Raw genomic sequence first — 14879 nt, 5'->3', positions numbered from 1 at the left:
AGAGTCAATAAAGGTGTTTGATGCGCTTGGTGAGCTCGTGGGATGTTCCTCAAATCGCCGGTATCGGAGGAGGTCTTACATGGTTTACGTATGGGAATTCGAGTTCTTTGATTCGGACGGCGTTGTCGACGCTGTGCCATGTGGCTCGCTGGGCGGAGGTGGAACGTTCGGATCCGACCTAAACGACGCTGTCGAAAGCGCCGCCGATTTTCTCGCATGTATGGTCGACGATCACCTTATGGGCGGCGTCGATCTTCCCGCGCCGGACTTTGGACACCAGCCACAACACGGCGGCAAGATTATCGCCGTGGCCGTCAGCCGCGAACTCGGCGACATCCCCGCCGTCACCGCAGCGGATGCCGCTCGTATGCTCGGTGTTAGCTCAGCACGGGTATCGCAACTGATAAATGCAGGACTGTTGGATTCATGGAAGGATGGCGCCAAGCGCATGGTGTCCAAAGCTTCCATCGAGGCACGACTCGCCGATGCGCCAAAGGCAGGACGCCCGAAAGAAATGCCTGTTGCCGTGTAAAGAGACGTCTATGCATACCATTTTGACATATTGACCATTGAGTTCTCTCGATTCGCTACGTACTGCGTCGCGAATCGAGCTGGACATATTGCCGCTGATTACCACGCATCTCCAATCCGAAGTGTAAGAGGAGTTTTCCATGACAGACAGACCGAAAACAACACTGCGCGACTGCATCTACGGACTTGCCGTTGGCGACGCACTGGGCGTTCCCTACGAGTTTATGCCTCGCGGCACGTTCGAATGCACCGACATGATTGGCTATGGCACGCATGGGCAACCCGCCGGCACCTGGAGCGACGACACATCTATGACGCTTGCTACCTGTGACTCGATTAGGGAGCTCGGGCATATCGACACCGCGGACATGCGCGACAAGTTCGTAGGCTGGATTGCCCGTGGCGAGTATACGATTGACGGTGTTTTCGATTACGGCGGCACGACCGCTCGAGCCCTGCGCACCGGCAAAGGAGGCTCCTGCGAGCGCGACAACGGCAACGGATCGCTCATGCGCATCGCGCCCCTGGCGTTTGTCGACGCGACGGACGAAGAGATCCGTGAGGTCTCTGCAATCACCCACGCTCATAGAACATCGACCGACACATGCGTCATATTTATCGAGCTGATGAGAGACGTGCTGAGCGGCGCACTCCCCTCGTGGGCGCTGCAGCTGAAACGCGCGCCCGAGCACGAAATCAGATCCGGCGGCTTCGTGCGCGACACGCTTAAGGCAGCCACCTGGTGCTTCGTCAACACCAGCAGCTACGAAGACTGCGTGCTTGCCGCCGTCAACCTGGGCGACGACACCGACACCACCGCAGCCGTCGCAGGCGCCCTCGCCGGCACGGCCTACGGTATCGAGGCAATTCCACAGGAGTGGGTCGACGCCTTGCGCGGTAAAGAGCTGATTGAGAGCTGCTTGTTTTAGATCGCGGCGGCAGCAGAAACAAGCCAGGAGGCATCATGGAGAGGAAGACTGCACACATAGATGAGTTCCAAGTGGACGAGCACGAGATTCCGCTACTCCCAGCAGGGCTGAAGGAGGAAGGAGACCTCTATGTCCTCCCCGACGGGCGTTATCTTCCCTGCGGAGTCTACAAGACCGCGGACGGCGACTTGCTCCTTTATGAGCCATCCGAACTTAGTTTCTTCGGGCAGATGACTACCCAATTCAAAGAGAGCTAGAGGTTTGATTGCCCGTTAGATCGACACTGTTCCAAACCAGGGGATGGGTGGAGAAGGGGGTCATAGAAAAGGGCCGGTTGCAGCCGGCCCTTTAGACATTAGCTCCTGCGTTGCCCGCGTCTCCGAAGTTTAAGCGCTGAGGAGCGGGTTCCGCGGCACACCTTGATTTTACCCGGTGGGGCGGCTCTTTTGCAGCCGTCCCACCGTTTATTTACATCTGGCAACATCGGTATACAAGAGCCGGAGGGTTACATATAGGCAAGAAAACCTTAGCTCCTCCGACTCGCTTTCAGCTTAGCGCATTGGGGCGAACTAAACGGCAAGCGCGCATCTCGGGGATACGCAAGCAGGCGCTAACAAGAGCAATAAATGGCTTCGAGATACGGACCCTCTCACAGGTACGGCACCGATGAGTTTCCTATACCGCAGCGCCCAACAATCCATCATTCGCAACAATATCCTGCCGTGGCATTGAAAAACCCTGCATGGCCCGCCCTAAAGAGCAAAGTCTGGCGGCTGACATCGCTAGGCTAGAGTTGCCCGCCGATTGAACCCACGTTCAGCCTTTAGCGTTTAGCGTATTCAAGAAGCGAATCGCAAACCACCGTGCATCCGAACCCGGGAATGGAAAAGTAGACAACACCATCCGCGTCCTGCCATGCGACGATGCCATCAACGCCCGTTCGCTCCAGGACATACCAAGAAGGGTCGATGTCGGGCCAGTTTCCACGTTCCGCTCGCGTTGCGCCAACAACATCAAGCCTCGGCGATTTACAGATACCCGTGAGCTCGTGCCCATTGACGCTGGCAAAGGAGCAGGACTCGAGGTAGCTTCTATATTCCTTCGAAAAGCTCAACCCCAGCTTTGCCTCAGCCTCGGTAATCGCGCCGGAGTCAGCCGCGCCCAGACATCTGAAGTTCGGAAGCCCAGAAAGGCCCTGGTATACGTCGCTCATCCCAATACCCTACTATTCCAACACCTGCGCCATGTACTCCCAGAAGGCCTTCCTCTTAGAGTCCCAGTTGTTCCCATCGGCGTGTACGTCGGACTTCGTCAACTTATGCCAAATCTTCGAGTTTCCTCCGAGCCTATGCTCCTCCTGCGTAAGGATCGCCAGGGTCGAGTCGACCTGTTGCCCGATATGGTGCAACTCGTAAGGCTCTCCGGTAGCGGGATCGAGTGCCGCCAGGCCCTCCTTCATCCTCTCAAGGTTCGTGTGCCCCATCTCATCAGTAAAGGTGAGATCGATATCGCGAATAAGAGCCGTCTCGCCGTTGACCATCTTGGGGGTAAGCCCTGCGTTTTTGATAATCTCGTACTGATCCATGTCGTTAAATTGCTTGAGGACATCGAGCGGGAGCCCAGACTCCTTCTGAATGGACGCGACTTGGTCCATCGTCAAGCCACCGGTGGTGGCACCCCTTAGAGCCAGGGTCTTCTCGGCGCCTCCGCACAGCGCCCCACCAATCGCGCCCCACTTGAAGCCTTCGCTGCCGCTAAAAGCACCGGCCTTCAGAGCCTCATCCATGTCACCCGTCTCGATGCCCTTGAAGATGGCAGCAGAAACGCCGCTGATGGCGCCGGAGGACAGCGCGACCACCGCTCCGGACTTGGCCGAGACAGCAAATATCACGCTTGCAGCAGGCGCCCCGGCGGCGCCGGTAACAGCGGATACCGTGACACACACAAGGATGACCCCCGTGCCGACGGCGATGTTCCTCACCACCTGGTCGTAGGTGTCATCGTAGCCCTCGAATGCCTTGACAGTGGTCCGGCCGTCTTCACCAAGCGTAAAGACGTAGCGTTCGCCGCCGAAGGCTTCTTCAAGATCAGCAAGCGTATAGCCAAAGTAAATGTTCGACTGAGTGTTGTAGGAGAGCTCCTCAAGATATTCTTTCGAGACATATGTTGTCTGAACGTTCTCGACGTAGTACTCATCGGAATCAATCTTCTGGACAAGGTCAGAATATACGGCATCCGCCACGTAGCGCTGAAGATCAGGGTCGGAAAGGGCCTCGAACTCGAGGCCTGCCGTCTGAATGGCGGCGACCTCATTCACCGATCCGGATGCTCCCACGCCAGACGACCCTCCAGACTGCTCGGTGGAGGACGCGCAGCCCGGAAGCCCGGACACTGCCATCGCGATGACGAGTATCAGGGTAATGGCTCGCCTCATCACTCATCACCGCCTTCCTCGCCATCGAGATCCGTATCGGGCACAGCGGGCCCAGATTCGCTGGAAACTTCAGCAACAGCTATCTTCTTGCACCGAGCTATCACGATGAACGCGAGAATGAGGACTAAGCCCACAGCGAGCAGGGCGATAACAGGGCCGCCCATGCTGGCGGCGTCCCCATTCTTGCCGGAGACCTCATTGGCCGACGCGTCGGTCTTTTTCGAGGCGGTCCTGAACGACCCGTCGTCTGCGACGGTCGCGCCCTCCGCAATCCGCTCCTGGGCCTCGGCAAGTGTCATGTTGTTGGCGACCGAGGCCTTCATGGCATCGTTTGTACCCACATAGATCCTCTTGGTCGTGGCCTCCTCACCCGTATTGGGGTTCTTCACGGTCACCGTGTATATGCCCTCGTCTTCGAACACCGCACCGTCGGTCGCCGTCTTGTTGAAGCGCACGTCCTCGGTAAGGCCATCGCCGGTGCTGTTGAGAACCTCCCTCTTCACACTTACGTCAAGGTAGTGTGACCCAGCCATGTCAATCCGAAAGCCACTCGAGGTGACTGAGCCGTTGAACAGCTCGTTATTCGTCGCAGTGTCGAAGAGGAACATCATAGTGTTGCTGTTGCGTACCTTGAACTTGAAGAAGATGCGGTAGTTGTTGTAGGCCGGCCTGAACGGCAGGAGGCCTGGCGACTCGATCTCGTAGTCGAGAGCCACCTCGTAATCACCCTCCTCGTACATGTCGATATGGGTGTTGGCGCCGACTTTGACGCTCGAAAGGTATTCAGTGCTGACGGTGGGCTCGGTTGAGGCGTTCTGGTAATCGGTGTGCTTGGTTATGAGGGCGCCGTGGCCGAAATCGGTCTTGGGAATGCCGAAATACTCGTCGTACCCGTTTCCGTCGCCGGAGATTTTTCTTTTGTCGTCCCCGTTCAGGGAATCGATACTCTGATTGAGCTGAAAGCTAAGCTCAACCCGATCGCCACTGTTTTTAAGAAACACGGGGACATCGTCGCCCGCTCTGCTCGTGAAGCCGCTGACGACGAACCTGCCAAGCTTCCACCCGAAGTGGGGGTCCCCCTCTTTGATGCTGTTGGATTCCGAATAGCCGTTGTCCAGGCCCGTGTTGACAACCTTGTCGTAGTAGTACTTGTCGTCCTCGGAACCGTTGCTGCTTGAATCATCCGCCAGTACGTTTGTGGGCAATGTAACCGATAGAGCAGCGACGGCGCACAGCACGGCAAGCAACGCGCGTTTCATTCTCATTCAAGCGCTCCTAGCACCCGTTTCGACAATAAAAGTCATTATACAGAACGCCGCCAGCACATCGAAAGGGCGAGGGAGACTACGTCGGAATAAGCCCAAGCACGGCGCACGCCGAGCATTTTAAGGCGTTTACATACGACGACGGGTACAGCTTGCCCGCCACGCCACAGCGTCGGATTACGTCATCGGCAGGCGAACCGCAGCGATTATGGGTGCTCGCCATCAGCGCGACAAGCGTATTGTCCCGACCTCCATTCCAACCGAGCACAGGCTGGACGCCCAATGCCGGCAAGCTGGGCAACTCCACCCTCGCCCACCAATTCGCACAGTGTGCCGTCCTTATCGATGAAATAACGGACGGAAGCTCTTGCCGATGAGTGCGAGAAGCACAACGGGTTGTTGCGCCCCGACGCCTCAGTACCGGCTCAGCGAACCACGATTATTGAGATGCGGCTGCCCCGGCGGTGTAGTTGCGGGAATCGCGCTGGATGAACTCCACGTCGTTAGCCATCCTGCCCTTCCGATGAGCACCATCAAAATTCACCCCATACACGAAGTTCCCAAGCAGGAGTGACCCCAGCCACTGCCTTCATCATCTAGGTCATCATCCAGGGCGACCACAAATCAGTTGGAAGCTGAATGCCGGTTTCAGGAGGCGCGCTAGAATGGTGGAAAACCAGCAGTGTTGACCATATAAACGACAACCATCCGGAAGGAGCTTCCGTGAGGCTCTTCGACAAAGGCTTCGACCCATTGGCCGAAATTCAGAAAACGGCCGACTCTGCCGGCAAGGCAATCGGGGATGCAGCCGGCTCCATCGGAAAGACAATTGGCGACGTCGCCAACGCAGCCGACTCCGCAGCCGTTGACATCGCTGAAAAGGCCAGTCTGGTAGCCGGTGGCACTGCCAAGAGTATCCAAGAGGGTGCATCGTCGGCATTGGAGAATGCCGGAACCCAGATTAAGCAGATCAAGGAAAACCAAGAGAGCCATAAAAATAACTTCACGACGCTTGGGTCCCTTCAGCCCGTCGTAAACGTAATCAACGATGCCGCGGTGGCGCTTGACGACAAGAGCCGTACGATCGAGGAAAGTACGATTCCCGAGGTCGTGGCTGGCGCCCTGGGCGCAGGCGTTGGAGGCGCTGGCTCCTTCATGGCGCTGTACGGCCTCGGCTCCGTCGGTCTTTCCGCCGCAGGCATCACGTCAGGTCTTGCGGCGGCCGGTGGCATCGTGGGCGGCGGCATGGTCGCGGGCGTCTTCGTGCTCGCGGCGCCGGTGGCCATCGCAGCCGGCACGGGCGTCGCGGTCGCGTCCCACCTTAAGAACAAACAAATGGGCCAGGAGAAGGAGCGCCTGTACAAAGAGGCGCTTGCCAAGCACCAGGCGATTATCCAAGCGCTCAAGGACGAGTCAGACGCAAACGTTGAGCGCCTCGAGTACCTGCAGTCTCTCAACGTCCTGCTCGAAAGGGCGGTGCGAGATCTCAAGAGCGACCTGGCAATTCAAGATGAGTAGGTACGAATACTCCAACGGCGAGAGGGAGATCAACGCCGTCCTTGCCCACCAAGACGACCAGATCAAGTCGATTTCATTCCCATCGGCCGAAGAAATCGAAGGCCGCATTGCCAGCAGCGAGAAGCTGCTGGCGTCGCTCAGCTACGACCTCCCTCAACGCAACAAGGGCGCTAAGCCCGTCCGCACCGGTCAGCCGCTCATGGCCCCCACATGGAATCAGATACTCGACGAAGCCCTGCAAGCGGGCAACGGGTCTGCCGAACTCGAATACCTCTTCACAGAAGAAGAACTTCAAGCCAACCGCGAGGAGGTCCTGGCATTAAACGAGCAGTACAACCAGATCCATCGCATGGACGCCGTCGACGTGGCCATAGCCGCGAGCGCCGGCTTTCTAGCCGCAGTCGTGGACATCCTGCTCGTCGGAATCCCCCAGAAGACCCACGACGGCCTGAAGGCAGGCCGTCTCTCCGATTACATCCGTGACTACTTCGACAAGCGTTTCCCGCCCAATGAGATGGAGAGGCTTGCGAACTCCAAGGTAAGCAAGGTTCCCTACGACGCTCAGGACAACAGAAACACCGCCACGCGGGTGGAAGGCCTCTCGGCCTACTACCACAGGCTCTTATCCCTTGGACACGACCCGCTGCTTGGCTTCGTCTTCGGCGTGTCGGACATCCTCACGGGCAGGATGACTACCATCGATAAGAACGGCAAGATCGTATCCCAAGTGATGGAATGTTACACAGGACGTAAGGAGGCCGATATTTTCGCCGCTATCGCAAAGCAGATCATCCATCTCAAGTCGGACATCACAACCTCCATGGGCCTGCCCGCACCGCTCATGGAGCTGTTCAACATCATGCAGTTTGGTAGCATAGGCGAAGAAGAGCAGACGGTGGCGGAAATTGTCCAGGGCATGTATTTCGAGGGCTACGATTTCATTCACTTCTGTTCAACCTCGGTCCCCGTCGCCATAGTCGAAGTCGTGGTCAGGCTCTGTTACACGATCCGCAAGGTAAAAGAAGGGCTGACCATAAAGGATGCCATCCCGTTCTCAACCGAACCCAGCAAGAACCCCAAGCTCGCAACGATGCTCTTCACCGCCCATTGCGCGGCCACAGCCGTGAACGCCGGAAAGCTAGTCTTCACCGAGAACCCCATGGCTATCAACTACCCGCAATGGATTGCGTTCGCGAAATACAGCTACCAGCAACTCAAATGGGTTGCTATAACCAAACCTGCCGAGCGTGACTGGTTCGTTCGCAAAGCCACCGAAGGAGAGCTGGCAGACGCCTACGATGATATCGACCAACTCTTTGGCGAAATGTGTCCAGAGACTGTGGTCATCGGTTAGCTCCTCCATTACCGAACAAATAGGGCTCTATTTTCTGTAATCGGCTAAGATATCCGACAAGATGCCGGACGAGCCGGAAGGGGCTGACATGTACATCTACCTAAGCAAGGAGGACAGCGAGAAGCTGGACCGCCTCATGCGTGAGTACGAGCAGACCTTCCATGAGAGATGCCACGCCTACTGCATGAGCGACCCTATCGCCGAGATAGAGAAGTGCCTGAAGACCGGCAAGCCGTCCAAGATCAAGCCTGAACCCGGAGCGGTCTACTAGAGCAGTTTCAGAGCCCCTCTATTTTTGATGCCGCCACAACGGGCAGACACTTTTAGGAGACATCGGCAGACGTAATGTTGCTCAACGTTCGTGCTATGAGCGTGAGCGTTTAATGGAGTGCCTGCGGGTCCTGCCGCCGCACAAAAACGGGGCGGCCCGCACCCCTGCGAGCCGCCCCGTAGCCCTAACCTTCAAGTTACAGCAACAACCGGTACTACTCCCCTACTTCCCAAATAGCGCACCCAGAAAACCGCAGCGTTTGGACTTTTCTTCTCGGTAGGAGCCCTCGACTACCGCTGCCACCTGACGCGGTTGCCCGCCGCCTCCATGGCGCACGATCTGGTACAGAAACGGCGATTTAACGTATTTGACCTCGATGGGCGTGGCGTGCACGGTGCTTTCGCTCGACAGCATCACGTTGGGATTGAGCGGTGCCACCACATGTGTCTCGCGCTTGTCGCTAAACACCACCGCGGCCGCGCGGCCCGTCTGGCCGTTTACGGCAATGCGCACCTGCTCGCCATCGCGGCTGTCCGACGAGGGACGGTCGACAAAGTAGACCGGCACCATCACCAGGCCGTCCTTATGCTTGCGGGCCTTGCGCGCCCACGTGCGGATACTCTTTTTATTGAGCCCCAACACCGCCTCGGCATCGTTTCCGGCAACGTCGAGCGCCAGCTTATCAATGACCACCTGGTCCTTGGTAGACGCATCGACGGAGACAACGCGGAAGTCGCCTTCCTGCATGGCGGGATCGAACGGCCCCACCTTGCCAAAGTCCCACGGCTCCAAAATGCCCATAAGACGAACGTCCAGGTAGTTTGCCCGCGGATATGCCCAGTCGAGCACCTCGTAGTACACCAAGGTCTCCTTACTCAGCCCCTTGCCCGGGAAGGACGCCATCATGCGCAAATCCGCGAGCGCCATGGGAAAGTAGAAGAGCATCATGTTGTTTTGGATCGCGTCTTCTACATCGTGACCGGCAAAGGCTTCCGCATACTGGTGCACCAGCTGCAGCGCGTTGGCACGTGCCTGCTGCGGCGAGATTTCGCAGGGAATACCCTGCTCGGGTACATACTCCGCACCAACGCCCATGGTCAGGCGCTTGCTAAAGGTACCGGGCTTGAGTAGGTCTGCAACGCCGATCTTATTGCCGCAGGACGGGCACTCAAACACGCGCTGGGTCGACTCGCCTTCGAAGGATGCGCCGCAGAAGGGGCACGGGATGCTCACATGCGTGGCTTCCTGGAACTCCTGCGCCGTGCCGCGGTCCTCCCACAGTAGATGCTCCAGAACCGACTGGTTGCGCCAGTGCGCATGAAAGAAATACCAGTCGGGGTCCACCGGGCGCTCGAGCTGCGACACATGGGTGAGCTTAAGCAACCCATCGACAACCGTCAGCGGCGCATGGCGAATGCCCAGGGCGCTCTTGGGCTCCCCCGCATCGGCCTGCCACGGAACGACCGTGCCGCAATAGGCACACTCAAAGCTGCGTTTAGCCTGGTGTGAGTACATGGGGCCGCCGCAGTTTTGGCATTTGATGGCAAACATCTCGTCCATGGATACGTCCTCCTTTACGCAGGGGCTGTCGACATTAAGTATGTCGGGCAGGCAGGCACAAGCCCATACCCATGTGGCCCAAAATGGAACACCCGATCGGACAAGAAGCCCCGCTCGTTAGCTCCAGCAGACCATTGCTGCATTTTCTGAGCATCGGCGCACGGCGCGCCTATGCGAGCTACACTATCCCCTTAAACGAGGATGCGAGGAGGTACGCCATGCTATTTGTAAATCGGCTGGTACATACACTTGTTCCTGGCAGCGAGGGCGAGCCGGTCGATGCATCATGTCGCACTAACGCGGGCTTTGCCGCAAGCCTCATCTGCATTGGCCTCAACATTACCCTGTGCCTGGCCAAGGGCATCGCGGGTCTGCTCGCCGGCTCTGTCTCGCTCATCGCCGATGCCTTTAACAACCTCTCCGACGCCTCGAGCAACATTGTGAGCTTACTCGGGTTCCGCCTTGCCAGCCGCCCGGCCGACGAAGGCCACCCCTATGGCCACGGCCGTTACGAATACCTCGCCGGCTTGTTTGTCGCCGTCCTCGTTTGTGCCGTCGGCATCAACCTGGTGCTCGAGTCCATTACCAAGATCATCAAGCCCTCCCCCACCGCCTACACGCTGGTCTCCCTAGCCGCCCTCGTCTTGTCCATGCTCGTCAAATTATGGATGGCCGCATTCAACCGCGCGCTGGGCGACCGCATCGACTCGGAGACGCTCATCGCCACGGCGCAGGACTCCAAAAACGACGTCATCACCTCGGGCTCGGTCTTGGTGGCAGCGCTTATTTCGCAGACGACCGGCTTTGACCTCGATGGCTGGGCAGGCCTGGGTGTGGGTATCTTCATCTGCATCAGCGGCATGGGCCTGGTGCGCGACGCCATCAGCCCGCTGTTGGGACAAGCGCCCGACCCCAAGCTCGTCCAGGAAATCCGCGACAGGATCATGTCGTACCCCCAGGTCTTGGGCACACACGACCTCATGGTGCACGACTACGGCCCCGGCCGTCAGTTTGCCAGCGCACACGTGGAAATGCCCGGCGAGGGCGATGCCTTTGAGCACCACGAGATCCTGGACACCATCGAACACGATATTAAACGCCAGATGGGCATCGACATCACGCTGCACTGCGACCCCATCGCCACCACCGGCGACGACCTGCGCAGCTGGGTCAAGCGTGGCGTCATGCAGATCGATCCCGCGCTCTCCATCCATGACCTGCACGAACACGATGGCTTTGTGTCATTTGACCTGGTGCGTCCCGACGGTTTTCGCATCTCCGACGACGAGCTGTTGGAGCGCGTAACGCATATCGTGCACGAGCGCAGGCCCGATGCATCATGCGTTGTCACGTTTGACTCGGGCTTTAGCTCGCCCGACCGTCCGGCCGAACAGTTGTAGCCCCGCTCCACTCGGCCGCTAGTTTCCCTGCGCGCCCGAAATGCCGTTTTGCAGGGCATCCCAGGCGTTCGTTGCCATATCGCCCAGGTTCTGTGCAGTATCGCCGAGGTTCTGGGCTGTGTCGCCCAGCTCTTGCGCCTTGTCTCCCAACTCCTGTGCCTTGTTGCTCAGGTCCTCCAGCGTGTTAGAGCTCGAGCTGTCCGTGGCGCCTTGATCAGCGGACGCATTGCCCGACGAGCCGTCCTTGCGCGTGAGCTGAATCTCGAGGTTACCGTTGTCGTTATAGTAGGCAGACGTCACGACCCAATTGGCACCGACAACAGGTGTTGAGCCATCATCGGTCAGGATCACGGCATTCGAAAGATCGGCCCCGCGCGACTTGAGGAGCTTCTTGGCGTTTGACCAGTACTGACCCGGGATATCGCTCAGGTCGACGGTGCCGGACTGGGCAGTCTCGGTCTGCTCGGCCGTGGTATCAGTCGTGGCGCCCCGCTTGTTGAGCATGCCCGACACAATGGCGAACACAACCGACAAGGCAAAGAAGATCGCCAGCACGATGAGGATCTTCTTGATCACGCTCGACGAACGCGAAGGCTTCTTCTCCTCGTCCTCGCCATACTGGGGGATGGACTTGGGATACTCACGATACGGCTCGCGCGCGTATCGGTCGTGCGACTCGTAGCGCGGCTGTGCCGTGCGCGGCATATATGTCGTCTGCTGAGGTTGTGGAATGGGATTTTGCAGCAGGTCATCATAAGGGTCTACCGCCGCGTTGCCGTAGGGGTTCTGCGATGAGACACCATGCGGGTCCTGCGCCGCGTTTCCGTAATTCACAACGCGCGTGGGATCAGCCGACACCTGCGTCGTATCGGGGGCAGCGTAGCCGAGATTCGGCACGACGCGGGTCGCATCGGCGCCATTGCCCGTCCGCGGGGAGCCGTAGCCACCCATTACGGTCGTCTTGTCCTGGTCCATGCAACGTTTCCTTTCCGTCGCCCGTAAGCATCAAGTTATCCATGCATTCTACCCGCGCAAAAGCCTATGATGGACAAAGCCCGCCGGTATCTACAAGACATGCGCGGCCGACGGTCACAAGCGAATCGAGGATATGTCATGGCAAAAAGCAAGCTCATCAAGGACACGACGCGTGCCGAGCGTGAGGAGATCATCAAGCTAGCGCTCGCGGGCTGCGGCAACGGCAGCTGCGACAACTGCGGCAGCTGCAGCTTAGGAGCCGGCGACCCGTACGGTACCTACCAGCCCTACATTGACGGCGAGATGGAAATCGCCGATATCAACATGATGGTCGCCGAGCGCAACGCCAAACTCTTCGGCCTCCAGCGCGGCTAACGACCTCTTCTTGGGCTGTGCACCACAAAATGCGCCCATCTACTACGTTTAACCCAAGGGTGCCAACCATAGCCATATCTGTGTTAACAAAACCGCAGGTAAACGTCTTGCCGCATTGTTAAAAAACGCTCCATGGTCGGTCCAACCCTGGTAAACGTAGTAGATGGGCGCTTTTCGTGGCATGGCTGGCCCAGATAGCTTGTTTCGGAGCCAATTTGCATCAAAAAGTCCCCGGCGGCGCTGCGTTTTGCGCCACCGGGGACTGTTCAGTTCACTCCCTGTTCCTTTGCCCTACTCGTTGGGCACATGCGTGGCGCAAGGATACCCAGGCGTCACATCCTGACCGCAGGAATAGCTCGAATCTTGTAGTACGCCGACCTCGTCACCTGTTCCGAACGATACGGAGGAACGTAGCTATCGGTATAGGTACGCACAAAGCCCCGCCGGGCCTTGGTAGGCACGGCGGGGCGGGCAAGCGGCTATGAGCAGCAGGCTTAGAAAAGGCCGGTGATGTTGCCGTCGTTGTCGACGTCGATGTTCTCGGCCGCGGGAACCTTGGGTAGGCCCGGCATGGTCAGAACGCTGCCGGTCAGCGCGACCACAAAGTGGGCACCGGCGGAAACCTTGAGCTCGCGCACGGTGATGCGGAAGTTCTCGGGCGCGCCCAGAGCCTTGGCGTTATCGCTAAAGCTGTACTGGGTCTTGGCGACGCACACCGGCAGGTTGCCAAAGCCGTTCTCGCGCAGCTCGGCGAGCTGGCGCTTGGCAGCCGGCGTAAAGTCGACACCATCGGCGCGGTAGACCTTGGTGGCAACGGCCTCCAGGGCGTCGGCCACATCGGCGCCGTCCTCGTAGGCAAACTTGAGCTCGCTCGGCTGCTCAATCAGGCGCATGACCTCATCGGCCAGGTCGAGCGCACCCTCGCCGCCCTTGGCCCAAACCTCGGACAGCTTAACGTTGACGCCGAGCTTCTGGCACTCGGACTCGATGAGCGCAAGTTCGGCCTCGGTGTCCGTCGGGAAGCGGTTGATGGCGACCACGCAGGGAAGACCATAGACGTTCTGGATGTTGTCGACGTGGCGCAGCAGGTTGGGCATGCCGGCCTTAAGGGCCTCGAGGTTCTCGTCGTTGAGGTCGGCCTTGGCAACACCGCCGTTGTACTTAAGCGCGCGGGCAGTGGCGACGACCACGACAGCGCTGGGGCGAACGCCCGTCATGCGGCACTTGATGTCCAGGAACTTCTCGGCACCAAGGTCGGCGCCAAAGCCGGCCTCGGTAATCGCGACGTCACCAAAACGCATGGCCATGCGGGTGGCCATGATGGAGTTGCAGCCGTGGGCGATATTGGCGAAGGGGCCGCCGTGGACAAACGCGGGCGTGCCCTCGAGCGTCTGCACCAGGTTGGGCTTGAGCGCATCCTTAAGCAGCGCAGCCATGGCGCCCTGAGCCTTGAGGTCGCGGGCGCGGACGGGCTCGCCGGCATAGCTGTAGCCGACGACGATCTCGCCCAAGCGCTCTTTGAGGTCGTTGATGCTCGTGGACAGGCACAGAATCGCCATGACCTCGGAGGCAACGGTGATATCGAAGCCGTCCTCGCGCGGCACGCCCTGGGCCTTGCCGCCAATGCCATCGATAACATGGCGCAGTTGACGGTCGTTCATGTCGACGACGCGCTTCCAGGTGATGCGCTTAACATCGATGCCGAGCTGGTTGCCCTGCTGAATATGGTTGTCGAGCATGGCGGCCAGCAGGTTGTTGGCGGCACCGATAGCGTGGAAGTCTCCGGTAAAGTGCAGGTTGATGTCCTCCATGGGGATGACCTGGGCCCAGCCGCCGCCGGCGGCACCGCCCTTGACGCCAAAGACGGGACCGAGCGAAGGTTCGCGCAGGGCAACGGCGCTCTTGACGCCGCGACGACGCAGACCGTCGGCCAGACCGATGGTCGTGGTGGTCTTGCCCTCGCCTGCGGGCGTGGGATTGATAGCGGTCACGAGGACAAGCTTGGCCTGGTGATCGGTCGGCTCGTTGAGCAGTGAATAGTCGACCTTTGCCTTGTCGAAGCCGTACGGAATCAGGTGCTTAACGTCGACGCCGGCGTTCTTGGCCACCTCGGTAATAGGTAGCGGCGTGACGGAACGTGCGATTTCGATGTCAGTAGGCATGGGCGGTCCTTTCGTTACCGGATGAGAAAAAGACCAATTCAGCATAGCACGGGCGCGCAATAGTAAAACGCCCATAACCGATGAACGGCGATATGTTTATCCAAT

The 14879-nt window shown here is 58.8% G+C and carries 14 protein-coding genes; 8 read left to right on the top strand and 6 right to left on the bottom strand.

Features of this window, described 5'->3' with window-relative positions; all coding sequences use genetic code 11:
* Window positions 1-79: 79 nt before the first annotated feature.
* From ACTQ1S_RS00515 to ACTQ1S_RS00505, 3 genes are all read left to right on the top strand, one after another.
* Window positions 80-532, top strand: a complete 453-nt coding sequence (locus ACTQ1S_RS00515; RefSeq protein WP_441540526.1) for a helix-turn-helix domain-containing protein — start codon at window positions 80-82, stop codon at window positions 530-532.
* A gap of 139 nt (window positions 533-671) precedes the next feature.
* Window positions 672-1460, top strand: a complete 789-nt coding sequence (locus tag ACTQ1S_RS00510; RefSeq protein WP_441546793.1) for an ADP-ribosylglycohydrolase family protein — start codon at window positions 672-674, stop codon at window positions 1458-1460.
* Window positions 1461-1495: 35 nt separating this feature from the next.
* Entirely contained in the window at window positions 1496-1717 is a 222-nt protein-coding gene (locus ACTQ1S_RS00505) for a hypothetical protein (RefSeq protein WP_441014893.1), read from the top strand.
* Window positions 1718-2283: 566 nt separating this feature from the next.
* Here the strand turns inward: ACTQ1S_RS00505 and ACTQ1S_RS00500 are convergent.
* From ACTQ1S_RS00500 to ACTQ1S_RS00490, 3 genes are read right to left on the bottom strand one after another with little or no spacing between them, the layout of a single operon-like run.
* Window positions 2284-2673, bottom strand: coding sequence for an SMI1/KNR4 family protein (locus tag ACTQ1S_RS00500; RefSeq protein WP_441055758.1), 390 nt, complete (start codon window positions 2671-2673; stop codon window positions 2284-2286).
* A gap of 12 nt (window positions 2674-2685) precedes the next feature.
* A complete protein-coding gene (locus ACTQ1S_RS00495) occupies window positions 2686-3894 on the bottom strand; it encodes an HNH/ENDO VII family nuclease (protein WP_441546792.1) in 1209 nt (402 codons plus the stop codon).
* Window positions 3894-5159: a hypothetical protein gene (locus ACTQ1S_RS00490; protein WP_441546791.1), complete on the bottom strand. Its 1266-nt coding sequence runs from the start codon at window positions 5157-5159 to the stop codon at window positions 3894-3896. The genes ACTQ1S_RS00495 and ACTQ1S_RS00490 overlap by 1 nt, the downstream gene beginning before the upstream one ends.
* 723 nt (window positions 5160-5882) lie before the next feature.
* Between ACTQ1S_RS00490 and ACTQ1S_RS00485 the strand changes: the two genes are divergently transcribed.
* The 3 genes from ACTQ1S_RS00485 (at window position 5883) to ACTQ1S_RS00475 (ending at window position 8302) form a co-directional block, all read left to right on the top strand.
* On the top strand, window positions 5883-6677 hold the full coding sequence (locus tag ACTQ1S_RS00485; RefSeq protein WP_441546790.1) for a hypothetical protein: 795 nt from the start codon (window positions 5883-5885) through the stop codon (window positions 6675-6677).
* Complete coding sequence (locus ACTQ1S_RS00480; protein ID WP_441546789.1) at window positions 6670-8031, top strand: hypothetical protein; 1362 nt, start codon at window positions 6670-6672, stop codon at window positions 8029-8031. The genes ACTQ1S_RS00485 and ACTQ1S_RS00480 overlap by 8 nt, the downstream gene beginning before the upstream one ends.
* Window positions 8032-8119: 88 nt before the next feature.
* A complete protein-coding gene (locus tag ACTQ1S_RS00475; RefSeq protein ID WP_441546788.1) occupies window positions 8120-8302 on the top strand; it encodes a hypothetical protein in 183 nt (60 codons plus the stop codon).
* A 222-nt stretch (window positions 8303-8524) separates the two neighbouring features.
* Here ACTQ1S_RS00475 and ACTQ1S_RS00470 read toward each other — a convergent pair whose 3' ends face one another.
* Window positions 8525-9862: a hypothetical protein gene (locus ACTQ1S_RS00470; protein WP_441546787.1), complete on the bottom strand. Its 1338-nt coding sequence runs from the start codon at window positions 9860-9862 to the stop codon at window positions 8525-8527.
* A gap of 218 nt (window positions 9863-10080) precedes the next feature.
* Between ACTQ1S_RS00470 and ACTQ1S_RS00465 the strand changes: the two genes are divergently transcribed.
* A complete protein-coding gene (locus ACTQ1S_RS00465; RefSeq protein WP_441063495.1) occupies window positions 10081-11262 on the top strand; it encodes a cation diffusion facilitator family transporter in 1182 nt (393 codons plus the stop codon).
* Window positions 11263-11280: 18 nt separating this feature from the next.
* Here the strand turns inward: ACTQ1S_RS00465 and ACTQ1S_RS00460 are convergent, their stop codons facing one another.
* Entirely contained in the window at window positions 11281-12237 is a 957-nt protein-coding gene (locus ACTQ1S_RS00460) for a hypothetical protein (protein ID WP_441546786.1), read from the bottom strand.
* A gap of 138 nt (window positions 12238-12375) precedes the next feature.
* On the opposite strand from ACTQ1S_RS00460, the gene ACTQ1S_RS00455 reads away from it, so the two are divergent.
* Window positions 12376-12612, top strand: a complete 237-nt coding sequence (locus ACTQ1S_RS00455; RefSeq protein WP_035137347.1) for a hypothetical protein — start codon at window positions 12376-12378, stop codon at window positions 12610-12612.
* 494 nt (window positions 12613-13106) lie between these two features.
* On the opposite strand, the gene ACTQ1S_RS00450 is transcribed toward ACTQ1S_RS00455, so the two are convergent.
* Window positions 13107-14774 (bottom strand): formate--tetrahydrofolate ligase, encoded by a 1668-nt coding sequence (locus tag ACTQ1S_RS00450; protein ID WP_427717820.1) that lies wholly within the window; start codon window positions 14772-14774, stop codon window positions 13107-13109.
* Between the last annotated feature and the right edge of the window lie 105 nt (window positions 14775-14879).

The organism is Collinsella sp. LCP21S3_D3 (assembly GCF_052118305.1).
GTDB lineage: Bacteria > Actinomycetota > Coriobacteriia > Coriobacteriales > Coriobacteriaceae > Collinsella.
The sequence above is the reverse complement of the archived record's forward strand: the minus strand, read 5'-3'. Positions and strand labels throughout refer to the sequence as shown.

Excerpts from the sequence above, each read along its gene's own strand:
- ACTQ1S_RS00515 (WP_441540526.1), top strand. The coding sequence starts at position 80 with ATGGTTTACGTATGGGAATTCGAGTTCTTTGATTCGGACGGCGTTGTC.
- ACTQ1S_RS00510 (WP_441546793.1), top strand. The coding sequence starts at position 672 with ATGACAGACAGACCGAAAACAACACTGCGCGACTGCATCTACGGACTT.
- ACTQ1S_RS00505 (WP_441014893.1), top strand. The coding sequence starts at position 1,496 with ATGGAGAGGAAGACTGCACACATAGATGAGTTCCAAGTGGACGAGCAC.
- ACTQ1S_RS00500 (WP_441055758.1), bottom strand. The coding sequence starts at position 2,673 with ATGAGCGACGTATACCAGGGCCTTTCTGGGCTTCCGAACTTCAGATGT.
- ACTQ1S_RS00495 (WP_441546792.1), bottom strand. The coding sequence starts at position 3,894 with ATGAGGCGAGCCATTACCCTGATACTCGTCATCGCGATGGCAGTGTCC.
- ACTQ1S_RS00490 (WP_441546791.1), bottom strand. The coding sequence starts at position 5,159 with ATGAGAATGAAACGCGCGTTGCTTGCCGTGCTGTGCGCCGTCGCTGCT.
- ACTQ1S_RS00480 (WP_441546789.1), top strand. The coding sequence starts at position 6,670 with ATGAGTAGGTACGAATACTCCAACGGCGAGAGGGAGATCAACGCCGTC.
- ACTQ1S_RS00475 (WP_441546788.1), top strand. The coding sequence starts at position 8,120 with ATGTACATCTACCTAAGCAAGGAGGACAGCGAGAAGCTGGACCGCCTC.
- ACTQ1S_RS00470 (WP_441546787.1), bottom strand. The coding sequence starts at position 9,862 with ATGGACGAGATGTTTGCCATCAAATGCCAAAACTGCGGCGGCCCCATG.
- ACTQ1S_RS00465 (WP_441063495.1), top strand. The coding sequence starts at position 10,081 with ATGCTATTTGTAAATCGGCTGGTACATACACTTGTTCCTGGCAGCGAG.
- ACTQ1S_RS00460 (WP_441546786.1), bottom strand. The coding sequence starts at position 12,237 with ATGGACCAGGACAAGACGACCGTAATGGGTGGCTACGGCTCCCCGCGG.
- ACTQ1S_RS00455 (WP_035137347.1), top strand. The coding sequence starts at position 12,376 with ATGGCAAAAAGCAAGCTCATCAAGGACACGACGCGTGCCGAGCGTGAG.
- ACTQ1S_RS00450 (WP_427717820.1), bottom strand. The coding sequence starts at position 14,774 with ATGCCTACTGACATCGAAATCGCACGTTCCGTCACGCCGCTACCTATT.